We start from the raw sequence: 17,116 nt of genomic DNA on the forward strand, positions 1-17,116 counted from the left end.
TGCACCTGCTAAGCTAATTGAATAATAAACCGCGCCTGCCGCCGTATTTACGGCAGGCCGCCAAGAAGGAGAAGTAATGTACCCCGTTGATTTACATATGCACACCGTCGCCAGCACCCACGCCTACAGTACGCTGCATGACTACATCGTCGAAGCCCAGCAAAAGGGCATCAAACTGTTCGCCATCACCGACCATGGCCCGGATATGGCCGATGCGCCGCATTATTGGCACTTTATGAACATGCACGTGTGGCCACGTCTGGTGGACGGCGTGGGCATATTGCGCGGCATCGAGGCCAACATCAAAAACCTGCAGGGCGATATCGACTGCACCGGCCCGATGCTGGATAAAATTGACGTGATTATTGCCGGTTTCCACGAGCCGGTATTTGCACCGCAGGATAAAGCGGCCAATACCGAAGCGATGATCGCCGCGATGGCGCAAGGTGACGTGCACATAATCAGCCACCCTGGCAACCCAAGATATCCGATCGATATTGCGGCGGTTGCTGCCGCCGCGGCCAAATACGACGTGGCATTGGAACTGAACAATTCGTCGTTCACCCATTCGCGCAAGGGCAGCGAGGATAATTGCCGGGCGATTGCCGCGGCGGTGCGTGATGCCGGTGGCTGGTTAGCGCTGGGCTCGGATTCACACATTGCTTTCTCGCTCGGCGGTTTCGAGCACTGCGAACGCATCATTGCCGAGGTGGAGTTCCCGCAGGAGCGTATTCTCAACGTGAGCCCACGACGCCTGCTCGATTTTCTCGAGCGTCGCGGCAAGCCGGCGATTGCGGAATTGGCCGATTTGTGACATCGTCCCGGCAAATTTTTCCGTATTGTATAAGGCATTATCATGAATGAGTTTTCCGTTGTTTGCCGCGTGCTGGGTACGCTGTTTTATCGCCAGCCGCAGGATCCGTTGCTGGTGCCGCTGTTTACGCTGATCAAAGAAGGCAAGCTGCAACAGCACTGGCCGCTGGAACAGGACGAACTCTTGGTACGCCTGCAGCAGGGTTGTGATGTGAACCTGCTGTCCAGCGACTTCAACGCCATGTTCGTCGGCAGCGAATGCAGCGTGTCACCTTTCCGTTCGGCCTATGTTGAAGGGGCAACCGAAGCGGAAGTGCGTACTTTCCTGCAGCAGCGCGGCATGCCGCTCGGAGAAGCGCCGGCCGATCATTTCGGTTCTTTGTTGCTGGCGGCCTCCTGGCTGGAAGACCAGTCTCAGGAAGACGAAGCGCAGGCGCAAATCACGCTGTTTGACGACTATCTGCTGCCATGGTGCGGCCGTTTCCTCGGCAAAGTAGAAGCTCACGCCACCACCGGTTTTTACCGCACTTTGGCGCTGTTGGCTCGCGAGTCGATTCAGGCAATGCGTGACGAACTGGCGGAATACGAACAGGAAGAAGACCAGCCGGGCGAAGAGGGCGAACAGCCTTAATCCGCGAGTGGCCGGCTAGCGCCTGATGGCGAAGTCGGCCTTTTCCCGCCATCAATGTTCCCCGCTACACAGGTTTTCATCCCCCATACGTAAACTGACAAAAAATCCCCTAATCTGACGCTTTACTGGCGGCTTGGCCTTTTTGTGCCTGCACGCCTTGTTTCCTCACGCAAAGGGTAAAGCATGAAAAATAACTGGATGCAGCAGATCCAATCGATGATTGGGCAAAAGGCCGGTTCAATCGGCGGTTCGGAAGGTATCGGCAAGCTGCTGGCCCCGACTGCGCTGGGTGGCCTGGTGGGCGTTTTGCTGGCGAATAAGTCTTCGCGCAAGCTGGTCGGCAAATTCGGTAAGAATGCGTTGATTATCGGCGGCAGCGCAGCGGTTGGTGCAGTGCTGTGGAATAAGTACAAACAACGGGTGAAAGAAACCCACCAGAACGAACCACAGTTTGGCCTGCAGACCACGCCGGTGGATTTGCGTGCCAAACGTCTGGTGCAGGCGCTGGTGTTTGCCGCCAAAAGCGACGGGCATATCGATGCGGAAGAAAAGCTCGCCATCGACCACAGCCTGGAACAGCTGCAGGTGGGTGAAGAAGCGCAAAAATGGGTGCAAGAGGCGATCGACCAGCCGCTTAACCCGGATTTGATCGCCCAGAGCGTCAAGAATGAAGACGAAGCGCTGGAGGTATATTACCTGAGCTGCATGGTGATCGACGTGGATCACTTTATGGAGCGTGGCTATCTTGATGCTCTGGCGCAGTCGTTGAAGATCCCGGCGGACGTCAAGCAGGGCATAGAAAACGACGTGAACGAGAAAAAACGCGAGCTGGCATAGCGCCGCTTGGCAAGCCGGGGGGAATCGTGTCACTCTTGCCTTAATCAAGGTAAGCGGATGATTTAACAATGATGACCCCCCCTAAGGCAGAAAAACGTCCTTATCCCATTACGGTTCACGGCGACACGCGTGTGGACGACTACTATTGGCTGCGCGACGACGATCGCGCAGACCCGCAGGTGTTGGACTACCTGCAGGCGGAAAACGCCTTCACCGATGCGGCGCTGAAACCACAGCAGGCCCTGCGCGAAACGCTGTATGAAGAAATGGTGGCGCGCATTCCTCAGCAGGAACATTCAGTCCCCTATGTCAGAAACGGCTACCGCTATCAGACGCGCTTCGAACCGGGCAATGAATACGCGATTTATGTGCGTCAGCCGCAGGCGGAAAGCGAACATTGGGACACCCTGATCGACGGCAACCAGCGCGCCGAGCAGCGAGAGTTTTATACCCTTGGCGGGCTGGAAGTCAGCCCCGACAACCAAAAGCTGGCGGTGGCGGAGGATTTCCTCTCCCGTCGCCAATACGACATTCGTTTCAAAAACCTCAACGACGACAGCTGGACCGACGAAGTGCTGGAAAACACCTCCGGCAACTTCGAGTGGGCCAATGATTCAGCCACCGTGTATTACGTGCGTAAACACGCTAAAACGCTGTTGCCGTATCAGGTCTATCGCCATGTGGTAGGTACCGATCCGCAGCTTGATGAATTGATCTACGAAGAGCTGGATGACACCTTCTACGTCGGGTTGGAAAAAACCACCTCCGAACGTTTCATTCTGATCCACCTGAGCAGCACCACCACCTCGGAAATTCTGCTGCTGGACGCCGATCGCGCCGACAGCACGCCGCAGATGTTTGTGCCGCGCCGCAAGGATCATGAATACGGTATCGATCACTATCATCAGCATTTCTACATCCGTTCCAACAAGGACGGCAAAAACTTCGGCCTGTATCAGAGCGAGCAGGCGGACGAAGCGCAGTGGCAGACGTTGATTGCTCCCCGCGTGGAAGTGATGCTGGAAGGCTTTAGCCTGTTCCGCGACTGGCTGGTGGTAGAGGAACGCAGCGAGGGGTTGACCCAACTGCGACAAATTCACTGGCAGAGCGGTGAAGTGAAGCGCATTGCCTTCGACGATCCGACCTACACCACCTGGCTGGCATACAATCCGGAGCCGGAAACCGAGCTGTTGCGCTATGGTTACTCCTCGATGACCACGCCCACTACGCTGTATGAGTTGAATCTCGACAGCGGCGAACGTGTGATGCTCAAACAGCAGGAAGTGAAAAACTTTACCCCGGAAAATTACCGCAGCGAGCGAGTCTGGGTGAAGGCGCGCGACGGTGTCGAGGTGCCGGTTTCGCTGGTTTATCGCCCGGATAGCTTCGTGCACGGCAGCAACCCGCTGATGGTGTATGGCTACGGCTCTTACGGCAGCAGCATGGATCCGGCCTTTAGCGCCAGCCGCTTGAGCCTGCTGGATCGCGGTTTTGTCTTTGCGCTGGCGCACATTCGCGGCGGCGGCGAATTGGGGCAGCTGTGGTACGAAGACGGCAAGCTGTTCAACAAGCAAAATACCTTCAACGACTTTATCGACGTGACGGAAACCTTGATTGCTCAAGGCTACGGCGATGCCAAACGGGTATTCGCCATGGGTGGCAGCGCCGGCGGCTTGCTGATGGGCGCGGTGATTAACCAGGCACCACAGCTGTTCAACGGCATCGTGGCGCAAGTGCCGTTTGTCGACGTGGTCACCACCATGCTTGACGAGTCTATTCCACTGACCACCGGTGAGTATGACGAGTGGGGCAACCCGAACGAACGAGCTTATTACGACTACATTTTGCAGTACAGCCCGTACGATCAGGTCAAGGCGCAGGATTACCCGCATATGCTGGTCACCACCGGCCTGCACGACTCGCAGGTACAGTATTGGGAACCGGCCAAGTGGGTAGCAAAATTGCGTGAGTTGAAAACTGACGACCGCCAACTGCTGCTGTATACCGATATGGATTCCGGCCACGGCGGCAAGTCGGGGCGTTTCAAGGCCTACGAGGATATCGCGCTGGAGTACGCCTTTATTTTGGCGCTGGCGGAGTAACCTTCTGGCGGGCGGCTGGCGCTGCCCGCTTTCTTCAGCCGATCAGATAGTATTTCAGCGTGTGTTTCATGTCCGGGCTGAGATCTTCAATGGATTTCAGCATCCAGCGCAAATAGCCGGGATCTTCCTGCGCAATGCGATCAATTTCCTGCCCACGGTATTTTCCGAACTTAAACTTCTTCAACAGCACCGGCTGCTCGGTGATTTGCGCCATTTGCTCCGGCGTCCAGCCTGAATCCTTGATGATGCGTTGCAGCAGCGCGGCGGTCACGTAGCAGTCATACAATGCGCGGTGCGGATACAGGGTTGTGTCCTGCGGCAATTGCACATCCAGATTGAGCGCGTAGCGCAGATATTGGTTGCCGTATTTGATGTCCGGGTACAGGTTACGGGCCAGCTTCATGGTGCAGATCCAGGCGCCGTGCATTTCAGGCAGTACGCCGCGATCGAAAGCCGCATTGTGAGCGACATAGTAGGGGCTGCCGAGATAACGCCCGATCGCCACCGCGATCCGCGGTTTCCCTTCGACCATCTGCTCGGTAATGTGGTGAATAGCCATGGCTTCAATGCCAATTGGCCTGTCAGGGCTGATCAAATCGTTCATGGGATTGGTGATTTGCCCGTCAATCAGATCGACAGAGGCCACTTCGACTACGCCGCCTTCCAGCCCGCAGGTTTCAGTATCTATTACGCGTAAATTCATGGTTTCCTCAGGATGGCTGCACAAGTTTAGCTTAACGGGCCGTTACGCCAATGCCAACCGTTGAAAGCGGGGACGTTATTTCAGGCAACAAAAAACCCGCCTTGGCGGGTTTAACTCTACGGTTAGAAGTTCGCTTACTCGCCGGACGTTTGCCCTTTTTTGGCGCGTTTGCCTGCGCGTTTTTCAGCAGGGGTTTTCAACGGCTTCTTCTTCGCATTTTTTTTGCTATCCATTCCCTTACTCATGATGGCCTCTCAGTTACCTATGGTTGGGTGGGTTGCTCAGCCATTAACCCCCTTACGCCTGTCGGATGCAAGCATGAAAGCAGGTGTTTTAGTTAATCGATTGTTTATAGGTTGAATTTTGTTTTTCAGGAAAGGCTGCTGAAAATATTTGATATGTTATAATATAACAATTAATTCCTAACCGGAGAGCGCGATGACAGTCGTTTCCATGTTAAACCAGCAACAGCTCCTGGCCATGCCGGAGTCTGACTACATGAACCCGGCGCAGCGGGCTTTTTTTCGCCAGCGCTTGCTGGAAGAGCAGCAAAAACTGCTGCAGCACATCGATGCGTTGAAGCGGGATATCGACAGCGGTGAAGTTTCAGGTGACGAAGCGGACAAGGCCGCGCGTGAAGAAGACTTGCGGTTGCTGTTTCGCCAGTTGGATCGCGAAAGCCGTTTGCTGCCGAAAATCAGCGCGGCACTGACGCGTTTGTATAACGGCGACTATGGTTATTGCCGTGAAAGCGGAGAGCCTATTGGCCTGGCGCGCTTGCTGTTGCGGCCAACGGCGGAACTGAGCATTGAGGCCAAAACCGCGCAGGAAATGCGCGAACCGCATCTGCGTAAGCGGGGTTGATTCTACGGCTGGCTCCCAACGGCCAGCCGGTATTTTGCCGGCAAGTCGTATTCATTTTAAGCAAACGAACCTTAACTTGTTGGGGAGCGTAGGAGTTTTCAGGATTTACCGTTGACCAAATGAGTGGCTTCGGCTTTGATGAGGGTATGACCCACAGAGAGACGGAAGCGCCATGGAACAATTACGAGGTTTGTACCCGCCGTTAGCAGCATATGACAGCGGTTGGCTGGACACCGGGGATGGCCACCGGATCTACTGGGAACTGAGCGGTAACCCGAACGGTAAACCGGCAGTCTTTATTCACGGTGGACCGGGGGGCGGCATTTCTCCTTATCACCGCCAACTGTTCGATCCGCAGCGTTACAAGGTATTGCTGTTCGATCAGCGTGGTTGTGGCCGTTCCAAGCCGCATGCCAGCCTGGACAACAACACCACCTGGCACCTGGTGCAGGACATCGAACGGCTGCGCGAAATGGCCGGTGTCGATCAGTGGCTGGTGTTTGGCGGCTCCTGGGGCTCAACGTTGGCGTTGGCCTACGCACAGACTCATCCGCAGCGCGTCAGTGAAATGGTGCTGCGCGGCATCTTTACCCTGCGCAAGCAGGAGCTGCATTGGTACTATCAGGACGGCGCTTCGCGCTTCTTCCCGGAGAAGTGGGAACGTGTGTTGTCGATTCTTTCAGAGGAAGAACGCAAGGACGTGATTGCTTCTTATCGCCAGCGCCTGACCTCAACGGATCCGCAGGTGCAGCTGGAAGCGGCCAAACTGTGGAGCGTGTGGGAAGGGGAGACGGTGACCTTGCTGCCCAGCAGCGAGTCGGCTTCTTTTGGCGAGGACGATTTCGCGCTGGCGTTCGCCCGTATCGAAAACCACTACTTTACTCATCTGGGCTTCCTGGACAGCGACGATCAACTGCTGCGCAACGTTCCGCTGATCCGTCATATTCCGGCGGTGATCATCCATGGCCGTTACGATATGGCTTGCCAGGTACAAAACGCCTGGGATCTGGCGAAGGCTTGGCCGGAGGCGGAGCTGCATATTGTCGAGGGAGCCGGACACTCATTCGATGAGCCCGGCATCCTGCACCAGTTAATGCTGGCGACCGACAAATTTGCCGGCAAATGACACCGAGCCCGCCACTACGGCGGGCTTTTATTATTTGGATTTCGGTTCGTACGGCAGGCGCGAATACTTGTGCGATTCGGCACGGTAGTGCGCCACGCGTTCGCGGAAATAATCACGCAGGTGTTCGGGCTGTTCACGCTCAACCATTTCGGGGATCACCGGCATATTGTAGCGCTCTTTGAACGCCACGCCGGAAGCTGCGAGATCAACGTTCACTTTGTCCATCTCTTCTTTGGAAAGCTCTGCCAAATTGTAACCCACCGTATTCTCCTTACTGTTACCGCATTGGATCAGCGCAGAAGGTAATCCACCCGGCGGCGCTTGGCAAGCCTGAAGCGCGCAGGGGGGGATGGTCACCAATAACCGGTAACGGAAAAGGTTATTTATTATTCGTTCAGCAATGCAATTCATTTATTATTATAAATAAGAATGATTCGCTTTTTGATTAAATTTACAGATGGAAATAGTTATCATAATTATTTAAATGAATAATTGGTGTTTTTCATAACCATTTGATTTTATTTTAATTTAAAATTAAATCGTCGATGATGTAAATCAGGTGTGTTTATTTTGTTTTCGTCAGGGCATAATGCGGAAAAATTAAGTTGATACCTGCAAAATAAAGGAATGATTATGCTGACGCCTGAAATGACCAAAAAGCTGAATGAGCAACTGAACCTGGAGTTCTACTCTGCCAACCTGTATCTGCAAATGAGTGCCTGGTGCAGCGATAAAGGCTTTGAAGGCGCCGCGGCATTCCTTAAAGAACACTCTCAGGAAGAGATGCAGCACATGCAGCGCCTGTTCGAATACCTCAGTGATACCGGTGCACTGCCGCTGCTGGGCACCATCGCCGCGCCGCCGGTTGAGTTTGGTTCCCTGGCAGAGGTGTTCCAACAGACGTACGAACATGAGCAACTGATCACCCGCCAGATTAATGAACTGGCGCACGCGGCAATGACCGCTCATGACTATTCAACCTTCAACTTCCTGCAGTGGTATGTTGCCGAGCAGCACGAAGAAGAGAAGCTGTTCAAGTCCGTACTGGATAAACTGGCGCTGGTGGGCAACAGCGGCAATGCCCTGTTCTTCATTGATAAAGATCTGAAGAAAATGGGTGCGGCCGGCGAAAACGGTAACGGCCAGGCCTAATCCTTTTGTAGAAAACCGCGTGTCGGCGTTGGCCGGTGCGCGGTTTTTTTATGCCCTGCATTTATCGCGGTTTTACAGCGATATGTGCTACTGGATCGCAAAATGCCAGCGTTCTGCTCGACTTGCATAATGACACTCGTTATCATTTGACGCGATACGCTACAGGGAAGGTTGAGAGTCAAAACAGGGGGTTACTCCCGTAATTCTGTTTACCCGTGGCGCAATCATCTGCGGTGGGTTGGGCTGCTGATACATCGCCCTGGCGGTTAGCCTGGCTCCTTATCACCCTCGATTATTGCTTTAAGGGATATCACTGTGATCGGTAAAATTCGGACTTCTTATCGCCTGCTTTCCACCATTTTCGTGCTGTTTGTCGGGCTGTCCTCACAGCAGGCACTGGCGCATGCCCATTTAAAAGTTGAAACGCCGGCGGCAGATGCCAGCGTGAGTCCGGCACCCAAGGTGCTGACGCTCAATTTCTCCGAGGGTATTGAGCCCAACTTCAGCGGCATTAAAATCACCGGCCCAGACAACGCCGAAGTGAAAACCGGCAAGCTGCAGCTCGATGCGAACAACAATACCCAGGTCAATCTGCCTATCGAAGGCGATCTGGCGGCAGGCAAATATAACGTCAGCTGGCATGTGGTGTCGGTCGACGGTCATAAAACCAAGGGCCAATACAGCTTCACCGTAAACTGACCCATGAGTCTGGCGACCCTGTTTGTCCTGTGTCGCTTTGTGCACTTTGCGGCGGTGATGCTGATGTTTGGCTCCAGCTTATTCACCGCCTTATTGTCGCCGCAGCGCCTTTCTCCGTATCTCACCCGTGATGTGCGTCCTTTGTTGGTCTCTTGCACCTGGCTTGCCGGGCTGTCCGCTATTGCGTTGCTGGCTATTCAGGCCGGGCAGATGGGCGACGGCTGGGCAGATACCTGGCGGCTGGACGTGTGGTGGGCAGTACTGGGCACCACCTTTGGCGAGGTTTGGCGCTGGCACCTGGGCATTTCAATGCTGGCATTGCTGAGCCTGTGGCTCGCCGAGCCACGTCGTACACAACTGCTGGCGCTGCTTTCCACATTGCTGTTGGTCAGCATGGCGTTTATCGGCCATGCGGCGATGCATGGTGGGGGGCTTGGCGCACTGCATCGTTTCAATCATGCGCTGCACCTGCTGGCGGCCGGGTACTGGTTTGGCAGCCTGTTGCCGCTGCTGGTCTGTTTGCGCTATCTGACCCAACCGCAGTGGCGCAGCGACGCGGTGACCACATTGATACGCTTCTCGCGCTGGGGACACCTGGCTGTGGCGCTGGTGCTGCTGACCGGCGTAATCAACAGTTTGATCATTCTCGGCAGTTGGCCGTTGGACGTAGATTCTCCGTACCAACGCCTGCTGCTGTTTAAAACCGCGCTGGTGGCGCTGATGGTTATGGTGGCATTAGCCAACCGCTACGCCGTCGTCCCGGCGATGAGCAGCATGCCACGGCTGGCGCAGCGCGGGCTGGTGCTTGCCTGCTGGGCGGAGTTGGGGTTAGGGGCGGTGGTGCTGCTGCTGGTCAGTTTATTTGCAACCTATGCGCCGGTATAACATTCCGGCTTGCCGGATGCCCCCAAACTGCGGGAAAATTGAATCAAATAGCAACCCTAAGGCCATAACATGAAATCGGTATTACTTGGCATGACGCTGCTGGCAACCGCGACCGGTGCTTTGGCAGCAGACCAACTGGTGAACATCACCAAGCTGGAATACGGCAAGCAGTGGGCGTTCACCAAAGAAGAAGTGACGCTGCAGTGCCGCAGCGGCGGTGCGTTGTTCGTGCTCAACAACAGCACGCTGATGCAGTACCCGCTTAACGCGGCCGCAGAAGCGCAGGTGAAAGCAGGGCAGCAACGCGCTCAACCGCTGGACGTGATCCTGCTCGATGACGCCGCCAATCCAGGCCATAAGATGAGTGTTGAGCCGTACCGCGAACGCGCCGAGAAGCTCTGCGCGAACTAATCGCTTATCCCCCAATGGCTTAGTGCGAGGTTAACCGGTGATGGATAATTGCACGAAATTAATTCCGTAATGAAACTATCACCGGCCGTGCGGCTGGCTGGCAAAAATAGCGCGGTAAGCTACTCTTAAAGTGCACGGCTGAACAAGCCTTGCACAAAATGCCAACTTTTAGCGCACGGCTCTCTCCCAAGAGCCATTTCCCTAGACCGAATATAGGAATCGTATTCGGTCTTTTTTTGTGTTTGATTTATCAGTTAATTTTCTGCAATTAGAAAAATAAGCTGCAACCATGGCTTTGCCCAGACTCAAACCCCGGTAATAAAACGCGCTGCAAAGGAAAGATCGTTTTTTTGCATGATAGCTACGAGGGGGACGAGAGGTGTTGGGGGGATAACGTGGTGATCTGTCAGCTTAACAGTGCAACAGATACATCAAGCCCTATTGGCTGAAATAGGGCTTGCGAGAGTGGCTAAGCTTTCCTGTTAATGATTCAAAAACATCAGCGGTTTGCAGCTCCCGCCCGGAAGGGATAAGCGGCGAACAGCGCGGCTACCGCCTGTTGAAGCTGCGCCTGGCTGGCAGGTTGCGCGTCTGAGTTGAGCGTGTCGCTGGCGGTTCCGCGCCAGACCAGCTGTTTCTTCTTGCTGTCCACCAGATCCACCGTCAGGGTGCCTTCGGTGTAGGTCCACAGTGTTTGATTGTATCCGCCCCAGCCGGCATAGCCCCAGCGGCCAATCGGCGCGGGGGAGTCATTCACCTGCACTTTGTTTTGTTTCATTGCGCTGCTGTAAACCAACAGGTCTGGGGATGCGCTCAGCTTATAGCCGCGCTGCTCCATCTGTTGCGCTATGGCGCTATGAATATATTTACCCGTCAGCGTTAAGTACTGCCCCTCGGCCTCTGTAGCAAAGCCGTAGGTATGGTATTGGCTAAAATTGGTGCTGTGGTCATAGTCGCTGGTCACCTGCGGCTGGTTGGCGCAGCCCGACAATAAAGCCAAGGAACTTGCGAGCAAAAGGCAAGAAAGCGAACGCATAGAAAACCCCTGTAGGATTATTAGTTTCATAAACTTAGCCCCAGAAGGTGAGCTTGGCAAATCTGGTTGGCAGGAACGGGTTAGGTGGACCGAGGGAACGAAAAACCGTAACGATCTCGCCAGAAAGAGCAGGGTGTGTGTTCCGTAGGGGGCATCAGGCGATTCAGGTCGCGGATACCCGAACCCGTAGCGATACGCCGGAGTTTCGGCTCGTTCACTGAAAATTAAGAACATGCTGCTGGCCGCGGTGGCAGTGGCTTTGTTACTATCGGCTCACCTAAAGTCTCAATGGTGCATTACGTTGAAAATCAAAGCGTTGTTATTTATCGCCTTAGTCGGCCTCGCCGGCTGCAGCCAGGAGGGAGCGAAAGTGAGCCAACCCGTGAATAAAGACGGAGATCATACGGAAGTGTTGCTGGTTAACAGCGCGCTGGTAGATTGCATGGGCGTAGCCCCAATGAAATGCATGCAGGTTCGCCACTCTGTGCAGGGCCAGTGGGAAATGTTTTACAGCCAGATCGAAGGTTTTACCTTCGAGCCCGGTTACCGCTACCGCCTGAAGGTTAAAGTGACCGAACTGGAAAACGTCCCGGCTGACGCTTCTTCACTGCGCTATACGCTGGTTGAGCAGTTGGAAAAGAACAAGGTCTGATAGCCGTATGCAGGTCAGGGCCGAATGTCCTGACCTGATAGCCTCAAAGCGATAACCCAACGTCCGCCGCTACCTGCTCAATCTGATAGCGTGAAGTCCGCGCCAACGCAGGCTCTTTTTCAACGTAATACGCATACGCAATCACGCCAATCGACAATGCCCAGGCCCGGCCACGCAGCCAGGTGGCTTTATCGGTATCCACGGCGCGTATAAAATCCTCGCGGTTGTCCTGACTCAATAAATTCCACGCGACAATCAAATCCACCGCCGGATCGCCAATCGCCATACCACCCCAGTCGATTACCGCCGCTAACTTACCTTCGTTGACCAGCAGGTTGCCCGGCTGGATATCGGTGTGGATCCAGCATGGGGTAGCGCTGTTCTCCTGTATCTGGCTAACGGTTTCCCATACGTGCAGCAGAATGTCCGTATCGAGATAGTCACCACATTGCGCTATCGCGTTGCGGGTGAGGGTGTCTCTGGCGCCAAGCGGGCCGCCACGATAGGAGGTCAGGCTCTTTTGCAACTCAGGCTCGGTAACAGGGATGGCATGCAGTGCGTGGACAAATTCCCCCAGCTGTTGCGCCAGCCCAGGGCTGCCTTCGCCGCAAACCGGCATGTGCCCCTGGATCCAACGGCCTACGCACCAGTTGAAAGGGTAGCCTGCTTGCGGCTGACCTTGCGCCAGCGGAACGGGAACCGGGGCCGGCAGATAACGGGCTAGCAACGCCGGGTAACGGTTTTCCCGCTTAAGCGCCGCCGCTGCAGACGGCGTGCGCGGCAGACGAATATAGAGCTCGTCGCCCAACTGCAGCATCACGTTATCGGTACCGGCAATAGTGACCGGCGCTATCGCCAGCGCCGCCCACTGCGGAAACTGGTCGGTGAGCATGGAAGTCACCAGGTTGAGATCAATATCCACTTCGTCGGCGTGTAATTTGGCGATAAAACTCACGTGCGCACTTCCTTCAAGGCTGAGATTTAACGAGTGAGACTGGTCTGCTCACTGGGCTTGTTGCAAATCTGCCATGCACCCAGCTTAAGTATATTGATAAAATCAGGTATATTGTCCTTCGGTTTTTAGCTACCAAGAAAAAATTACTATGATTATCAAACCTAAAATTCGTGGTTTTATCTGCACTACCGCTCACCCGGCAGGTTGTGAAGCCAATGTCCGTGAGCAAATCGCCTACGTTAAATCACGTGGCGAACTGAAAAACGGGCCGAAAAAAGTGCTGGTGATCGGTGCTTCCACCGGTTACGGCCTGGCGTCACGTATCAATGCCGCCTTCGGCAGCGGTGCGGCCACTATCGGCGTATTTTTTGAAAAGCCGGGCAGCGAAGGCAAAACCGGTTCTGCCGGTTGGTATAACTCTGCCGGTTTTGACAAGGCAGCTAAAGAAGAAGGCCTGTACGCGAAAAGCGTTAACGGCGATGCGTTCTCCAACGAATGCCGCCAAACGGTCATTGACCTGATCAAACAGGATCTGGGCCAGATCGACATGGTGGTTTACTCACTGGCTTCGCCGGTGCGTAAAATGCCGGAAACCGGTGAAGTGGTGCGCTCTGCGCTGAAACCTATCGGCGAACCGTACAAATCCGTGGCGCTCGACACCAATAAAGACGTGCTGGTTGAAGCCGTGGTTGAACCGGCCAACGAGCAGGAAATTGCCGATACCGTCAAAGTGATGGGCGGCCAGGACTGGCAGCTGTGGATGGACGCACTGGAAGAAGCCGGCGTGCTGGCGGACAACGTGCAGGCAGTCGCTTACTCCTACATCGGTACCGATCTGACCTGGCCAATCTACTGGCACGGTACGCTGGGCAAAGCCAAAGAAGACCTGGATCGCGCGGCGCAGGCCATCGATCAGAAACTGAAGGCCAAAGGCGGCGCGGCTTACGTTGCCGTACTGAAGTCGGTAGTGACTCAGGCTTCCTCCGCTATCCCGGTCATGCCACTGTATATCTCTATCGTTTTCAAAATCATGAAAGCGCAGGGGATCCACGAAGGCTGTATCGAGCAGATCCAACGTCTGTTCGCCACCAAGCTGTACAGCGGCACCGCACCGGATACCGATGAGAAGCACCGTCTGCGTCTGGACGACTGGGAACTGCGCGACGACGTACAGAACACCTGCCGTGAAATCTGGGCACAAATCGACGACAGCAACATCAACGAACTGACCGATTACCTGGGCTACAAGGCCGAGTTCCTGCGTCTGTTCGGTTTTGGTCTGCAAGGCGTTGATTACGAAGCCGATCTCAGCGGTGAAGTTAAGTTTGATGTGATTGAGCTGGTCTAAATCCATCGAGTATTGAGAAAAGGCCGGGTTTCCGGCCTTTTTTACGCCTGTCACCCAGCCGCTCATCAGTCCAGTTGATCGTTGACAGCAATAAATTATCGTTTTACGATAATTTATTGCTGTGTTTAAGGATGAAATCGCTATGGGCGCTGCGCCACGGATCCACCTTCCGCTTTATGTACGTTGCTTGTGTTTGTTGATCATGACGATGCTGATTGTCAGCACCGGCGTGGAGATGTTTATGATTGTCCAGGGTTGGGTGCAGGGCGAGGCGTTCAACAGCATCGTGGCGTCCTACCGTGACTATTACCCAGAACTGAACGCCTATGCCGTTCCGCAGCAACGCTGGGCTTTAGTGGCCACCCTGTTGTTGGACATGTTCGCCTACGTGCCTTATTACAGCGCATTACTGTGCGGCGCTGGGCTGTTTTACCAGTTCTATCGCGGCAACGTTTGGCACCGCAACAATATGCTGCTGTTACAGATCATCGGTATCCTGCTGATTGTCGATGTGCTTTTCCCCTCGCTGGCCGGGATGTTGCAGGTGATGATACTGACGGCCAATGAAAAAATGCTGCTAATAATTTATTATGGTATCAACAGCGAATCGGTACGCTCGCTGATCGTAGGCTGCGCAATCCTGGTGTTTAGCCGGGTGTTCCTGGAAGCGTTGCGGCTGAATGAAGAACAGCTTTCTTTCGTGTGAGAATAGAGTGGCGATAATAGTAAGTCTTGATGTCATGTTGGCCAAAAGGAAGATGCGTTCGAAGGAACTGGCGGAACAGGTGGGCATCACCGAACAAAACCTGTCCCTGCTGAAGAACGGCAAGGTGAAGGGCGTGAGGCTGGAGACGTTAGATAAAATCTGCCGGATCCTCGATTGCCAGCCTGGCGATCTCCTGGCCTGGCAACCGGATAACCAAGACTAGCGCGGTGGCGTGCTTTGCGCGCCATATCGTCAATATATTGATTAATTATTATCGTCGGTACTGTAAGCCTTTTTATTGTCAATTAAATCATTAGTCACCTTATTTAAAATTAATAAGGTCGTTTTGACGTTGCTCGCGTTTGAAGGGGGGTTATTAAACTAAAAAAAGTCATTTTTTTATTTACCGTTGCTAATGATAGCGTTTATTTTAAAGGAGGATATATGAAATTTTACCAAGGGATCCCGGTATTGTTAATTATGCTAAGCGGTTGCAGCAATATTCAACCCGGCTTTTCGTCTTCAAGCCCTGGCTGGGAACAGCCAAAGCCGGCGACACGTGAGCAACGGCAGCGCATCAGCGCGGGAGAGTCGGCTTCTGCGGTGCTTAACGAGAGAGGGCCGAGTATCGGTGGAACCATCGATTGGTCAACATTGTGGGATCGCTAATTCACTAAATATATTTATCCTGCGAATTAAAAACCCAATGGCACTCATTTAATTAAGGTTTACGCTTTGCCGGGTAATATGTTGTTCTTCTCGCGTTGTTTATTTTAACAGCAATAAGTACTTTTCATTATTTAATGGGAATGAGCGCCATTATGGGCCTTATTACAGGAGTTTATTGTGGAAAAAGGCATCCCCGTTATTTTCATATGTCTATTATTGCCCTGGTGCCAGCAGGCTGCCGCCGCGCGTTATGAGCGGGAGCATGAAGGCGTCTCTTCGGTGCTGTTTCGCAAGAAACTCAAAGAGGTGGCTCATGACTTCTGGGACGAGATGGGCAACGAGAAACAGCGACCTCTGGTATCGACGCAAAGTGAAGACAATACGCTGGCTCAGCGTAAAGCCTGCAAAGGGCAGAGGGGCAAGGCTGCCGCCGCGAGTGAACCGCATCCATCGGCATTGCCGCGCGAAGAACGACCGCTGCTTATCAACGGTTGCTAGCCTCATGCACTAATGGAGTTTTTGCTTTTGAAATTGACCTCTTTAATGGCAGCGGCACTCGCCCTGTTGGCGTCTTCTTGTTGCTATTCGTTTGTCGACAAGCACGCTCAGCGCGCCGGTTTCGAGACGGGGGAAAGCCGCGTGGATTACCGATTACGGTTTAACGGGCTGTTGCAACATCTGTGGTACGTAGAGCAAATACGTTCGGAACAGACGCGTCTTGCCGTGATACGCCTTGAGCGCAAAACGCTGGAGTCCGCGATGTTGCCGCGTGTATGTCGGGCAACACCTGTGCCGCTGTTTTTAGTCGGTAAGAGCGCCATAGCCAGAAGATAGTTTTGTGAGTCAACAGGTGAATTTAATATCAGGAGTCTATCAGTGAAACGGATTTTTCTTGCCTGCGTGGCGCAGTGGTCTTGCTTCTCATTGCAGGCGTCGGTTGACTGGCAATACCATGCCGCACAGCCGCTGGATAACAAAATCTCTGAGGAGTACCAGCAAAAGCGCAGCGGGTTAAAACATAAAGTATGGAGTGCCGAGGGCGTGGCGTTGGCCAATGAGAAGGCGCTTGAATTGGAACGGCAACGCGCCGCCGCCGAGCAGGCCAACCGGCAGCAGCTTAAAACGCTGTATGGCGAGTACCACTACCCTTGTGGCAAGCGGAAACAAGAATACCGCAAACTGTGCAACCTGCCGCGCGGGATGACGGATTTTCCCGGGCACAAACGCCACCTTTAGTTCCCTGGCAACTGGCTTGGCATCTGCGCCAGCAGGATGTCGATCGCCGCCCGCGTTTTGGCTGGTAAATAACGGCTGTGAGGCCAGACGGCGTGGATTTCACTGGGCAGCAGGCGAATTTGGCTGAGTACCGGCACCAGTTCACCGCTGCGCAGGTAACGGGTCGACAGCCAGTTGGGGAGCCACACCAGGCCGGTCACGGCGCTGTCGCATAATGAGTTGCTGGCCCGTACCGTCCCGGCAGCCGAATTGCTGGTGTTGCCGGTGGTGCATCTGTCCAACGTGGAGCGC

23 protein-coding genes are annotated in these 17,116 nt (G+C 54.2%); 18 read left to right on the forward strand and 5 right to left on the reverse strand.

Annotated features, from left to right (window positions below):
• Positions 1-76: 76 nt before the first annotated feature.
• The 4 genes from NR114_RS03495 to NR114_RS03510 all read left to right on the forward strand — a co-directional run bounded on the left by NR114_RS03495 (position 77) and on the right by NR114_RS03510 (position 4,383).
• A complete protein-coding gene (locus NR114_RS03495) occupies positions 77-814 on the forward strand; it encodes a phosphatase (RefSeq protein WP_020826369.1) in 738 nt (245 codons plus the stop codon).
• Between the two features lie 42 nt (positions 815-856).
• Positions 857-1,444, forward strand: a complete 588-nt coding sequence (locus tag NR114_RS03500; protein ID WP_020826370.1) for a molecular chaperone — start codon at positions 857-859, stop codon at positions 1,442-1,444.
• A 183-nt stretch (positions 1,445-1,627) separates the two neighbouring features.
• Entirely contained in the window at positions 1,628-2,281 is a 654-nt protein-coding gene (locus NR114_RS03505; RefSeq protein ID WP_020826371.1) for a tellurite resistance TerB family protein, read from the forward strand.
• Between the two features lie 68 nt (positions 2,282-2,349).
• Entirely contained in the window at positions 2,350-4,383 is a 2,034-nt protein-coding gene (locus tag NR114_RS03510; RefSeq protein ID WP_234530825.1) for a S9 family peptidase, read from the forward strand.
• Positions 4,384-4,417: 34 nt separating this feature from the next.
• On the opposite strand, the gene exoX is transcribed toward NR114_RS03510, so the two are convergent.
• The gene (gene exoX / locus NR114_RS03515; protein ID WP_256813997.1) at positions 4,418-5,086 is read right to left on the reverse strand and encodes an exodeoxyribonuclease X; all 669 of its coding nucleotides are present in this window, start codon (positions 5,084-5,086) and stop codon (positions 4,418-4,420) included.
• A 438-nt stretch (positions 5,087-5,524) separates the two neighbouring features.
• On the opposite strand from exoX, the gene dksA reads away from it, so the two are divergent.
• Positions 5,525-5,950: an RNA polymerase-binding protein DksA gene (gene dksA / locus NR114_RS03520; protein ID WP_020826374.1), complete on the forward strand. Its 426-nt coding sequence runs from the start codon at positions 5,525-5,527 to the stop codon at positions 5,948-5,950.
• Between the two features lie 172 nt (positions 5,951-6,122).
• Positions 6,123-7,076, forward strand: a complete 954-nt coding sequence (gene pip / locus NR114_RS03525; RefSeq protein ID WP_020826375.1) for a prolyl aminopeptidase — start codon at positions 6,123-6,125, stop codon at positions 7,074-7,076.
• A 30-nt stretch (positions 7,077-7,106) separates the two neighbouring features.
• Here pip and NR114_RS03530 read toward each other — a convergent pair whose 3' ends face one another.
• Positions 7,107-7,337, reverse strand: coding sequence for a DNA polymerase III subunit theta (locus NR114_RS03530; RefSeq protein WP_020826376.1), 231 nt, complete (start codon positions 7,335-7,337; stop codon positions 7,107-7,109).
• Between the two features lie 372 nt (positions 7,338-7,709).
• Here NR114_RS03530 and ftnA point away from each other — a divergent pair, with 372 nt between their 5' ends.
• The 4 genes from ftnA (at position 7,710) to NR114_RS03550 (ending at position 10,223) form a co-directional block, all read left to right on the forward strand.
• Positions 7,710-8,228, forward strand: a complete 519-nt coding sequence (gene ftnA, locus NR114_RS03535; protein ID WP_020826377.1) for a non-heme ferritin — start codon at positions 7,710-7,712, stop codon at positions 8,226-8,228.
• 315 nt (positions 8,229-8,543) lie between these two features.
• A complete protein-coding gene (yobA, locus tag NR114_RS03540) occupies positions 8,544-8,927 on the forward strand; it encodes a CopC domain-containing protein YobA (protein ID WP_020826378.1) in 384 nt (127 codons plus the stop codon).
• A gap of 3 nt (positions 8,928-8,930) precedes the next feature.
• A complete protein-coding gene (copD, locus tag NR114_RS03545; RefSeq protein ID WP_234529577.1) occupies positions 8,931-9,812 on the forward strand; it encodes a copper homeostasis membrane protein CopD in 882 nt (293 codons plus the stop codon).
• Between the two features lie 69 nt (positions 9,813-9,881).
• Positions 9,882-10,223: a YebY family protein gene (locus tag NR114_RS03550; RefSeq protein WP_020826380.1), complete on the forward strand. Its 342-nt coding sequence runs from the start codon at positions 9,882-9,884 to the stop codon at positions 10,221-10,223.
• Between the two features lie 499 nt (positions 10,224-10,722).
• On the opposite strand, the gene NR114_RS03555 is transcribed toward NR114_RS03550, so the two are convergent.
• Complete coding sequence (locus tag NR114_RS03555) at positions 10,723-11,259, reverse strand: DUF4136 domain-containing protein (protein WP_046373856.1); 537 nt, start codon at positions 11,257-11,259, stop codon at positions 10,723-10,725.
• A gap of 301 nt (positions 11,260-11,560) precedes the next feature.
• Here NR114_RS03555 and NR114_RS03560 point away from each other — a divergent pair, with 301 nt between their 5' ends.
• A complete protein-coding gene (locus NR114_RS03560; protein ID WP_041415315.1) occupies positions 11,561-11,911 on the forward strand; it encodes a DUF4377 domain-containing protein in 351 nt (116 codons plus the stop codon).
• 43 nt (positions 11,912-11,954) lie between these two features.
• On the opposite strand, the gene NR114_RS03565 is transcribed toward NR114_RS03560, so the two are convergent.
• Entirely contained in the window at positions 11,955-12,866 is a 912-nt protein-coding gene (locus tag NR114_RS03565; protein WP_234529576.1) for an aminoglycoside phosphotransferase family protein, read from the reverse strand.
• A 148-nt stretch (positions 12,867-13,014) separates the two neighbouring features.
• On the opposite strand from NR114_RS03565, the gene fabV reads away from it, so the two are divergent.
• From fabV to NR114_RS03600, 7 genes are all read left to right on the forward strand, one after another.
• Complete coding sequence (gene fabV / locus NR114_RS03570) at positions 13,015-14,214, forward strand: enoyl-ACP reductase FabV (protein ID WP_020826387.1); 1,200 nt, start codon at positions 13,015-13,017, stop codon at positions 14,212-14,214.
• A 142-nt stretch (positions 14,215-14,356) separates the two neighbouring features.
• Complete coding sequence (locus NR114_RS03575; protein WP_048760583.1) at positions 14,357-14,920, forward strand: DUF2975 domain-containing protein; 564 nt, start codon at positions 14,357-14,359, stop codon at positions 14,918-14,920.
• A gap of 7 nt (positions 14,921-14,927) precedes the next feature.
• Complete coding sequence (locus tag NR114_RS03580; protein WP_041415317.1) at positions 14,928-15,143, forward strand: helix-turn-helix transcriptional regulator; 216 nt, start codon at positions 14,928-14,930, stop codon at positions 15,141-15,143.
• 221 nt (positions 15,144-15,364) lie between these two features.
• Positions 15,365-15,589 carry a hypothetical protein gene (locus tag NR114_RS03585; protein ID WP_122078620.1) on the forward strand — a complete coding sequence of 75 codons (225 nt, stop codon included), beginning with the start codon at positions 15,365-15,367 and terminating at the stop codon, positions 15,587-15,589.
• A gap of 177 nt (positions 15,590-15,766) precedes the next feature.
• Positions 15,767-16,087, forward strand: coding sequence for a hypothetical protein (locus NR114_RS03590; RefSeq protein ID WP_234529575.1), 321 nt, complete (start codon positions 15,767-15,769; stop codon positions 16,085-16,087).
• A 27-nt stretch (positions 16,088-16,114) separates the two neighbouring features.
• Positions 16,115-16,423: a hypothetical protein gene (locus NR114_RS03595; RefSeq protein WP_234529574.1), complete on the forward strand. Its 309-nt coding sequence runs from the start codon at positions 16,115-16,117 to the stop codon at positions 16,421-16,423.
• 42 nt (positions 16,424-16,465) lie between these two features.
• Complete coding sequence (locus tag NR114_RS03600) at positions 16,466-16,825, forward strand: hypothetical protein (RefSeq protein ID WP_020826392.1); 360 nt, start codon at positions 16,466-16,468, stop codon at positions 16,823-16,825.
• Here NR114_RS03600 and NR114_RS03605 read toward each other — a convergent pair.
• Complete coding sequence (locus NR114_RS03605) at positions 16,822-17,106, reverse strand: LysR substrate-binding domain-containing protein (RefSeq protein WP_218167532.1); 285 nt, start codon at positions 17,104-17,106, stop codon at positions 16,822-16,824. The genes NR114_RS03600 and NR114_RS03605 overlap by 4 nt on opposite strands.
• Between the last annotated feature and the right edge of the window lie 10 nt (positions 17,107-17,116).

Source organism: Serratia sp. Ser99 (assembly GCF_024519545.1).
Classification (GTDB): Bacteria; Pseudomonadota; Gammaproteobacteria; order Enterobacterales; family Enterobacteriaceae; genus Serratia; species Serratia liquefaciens.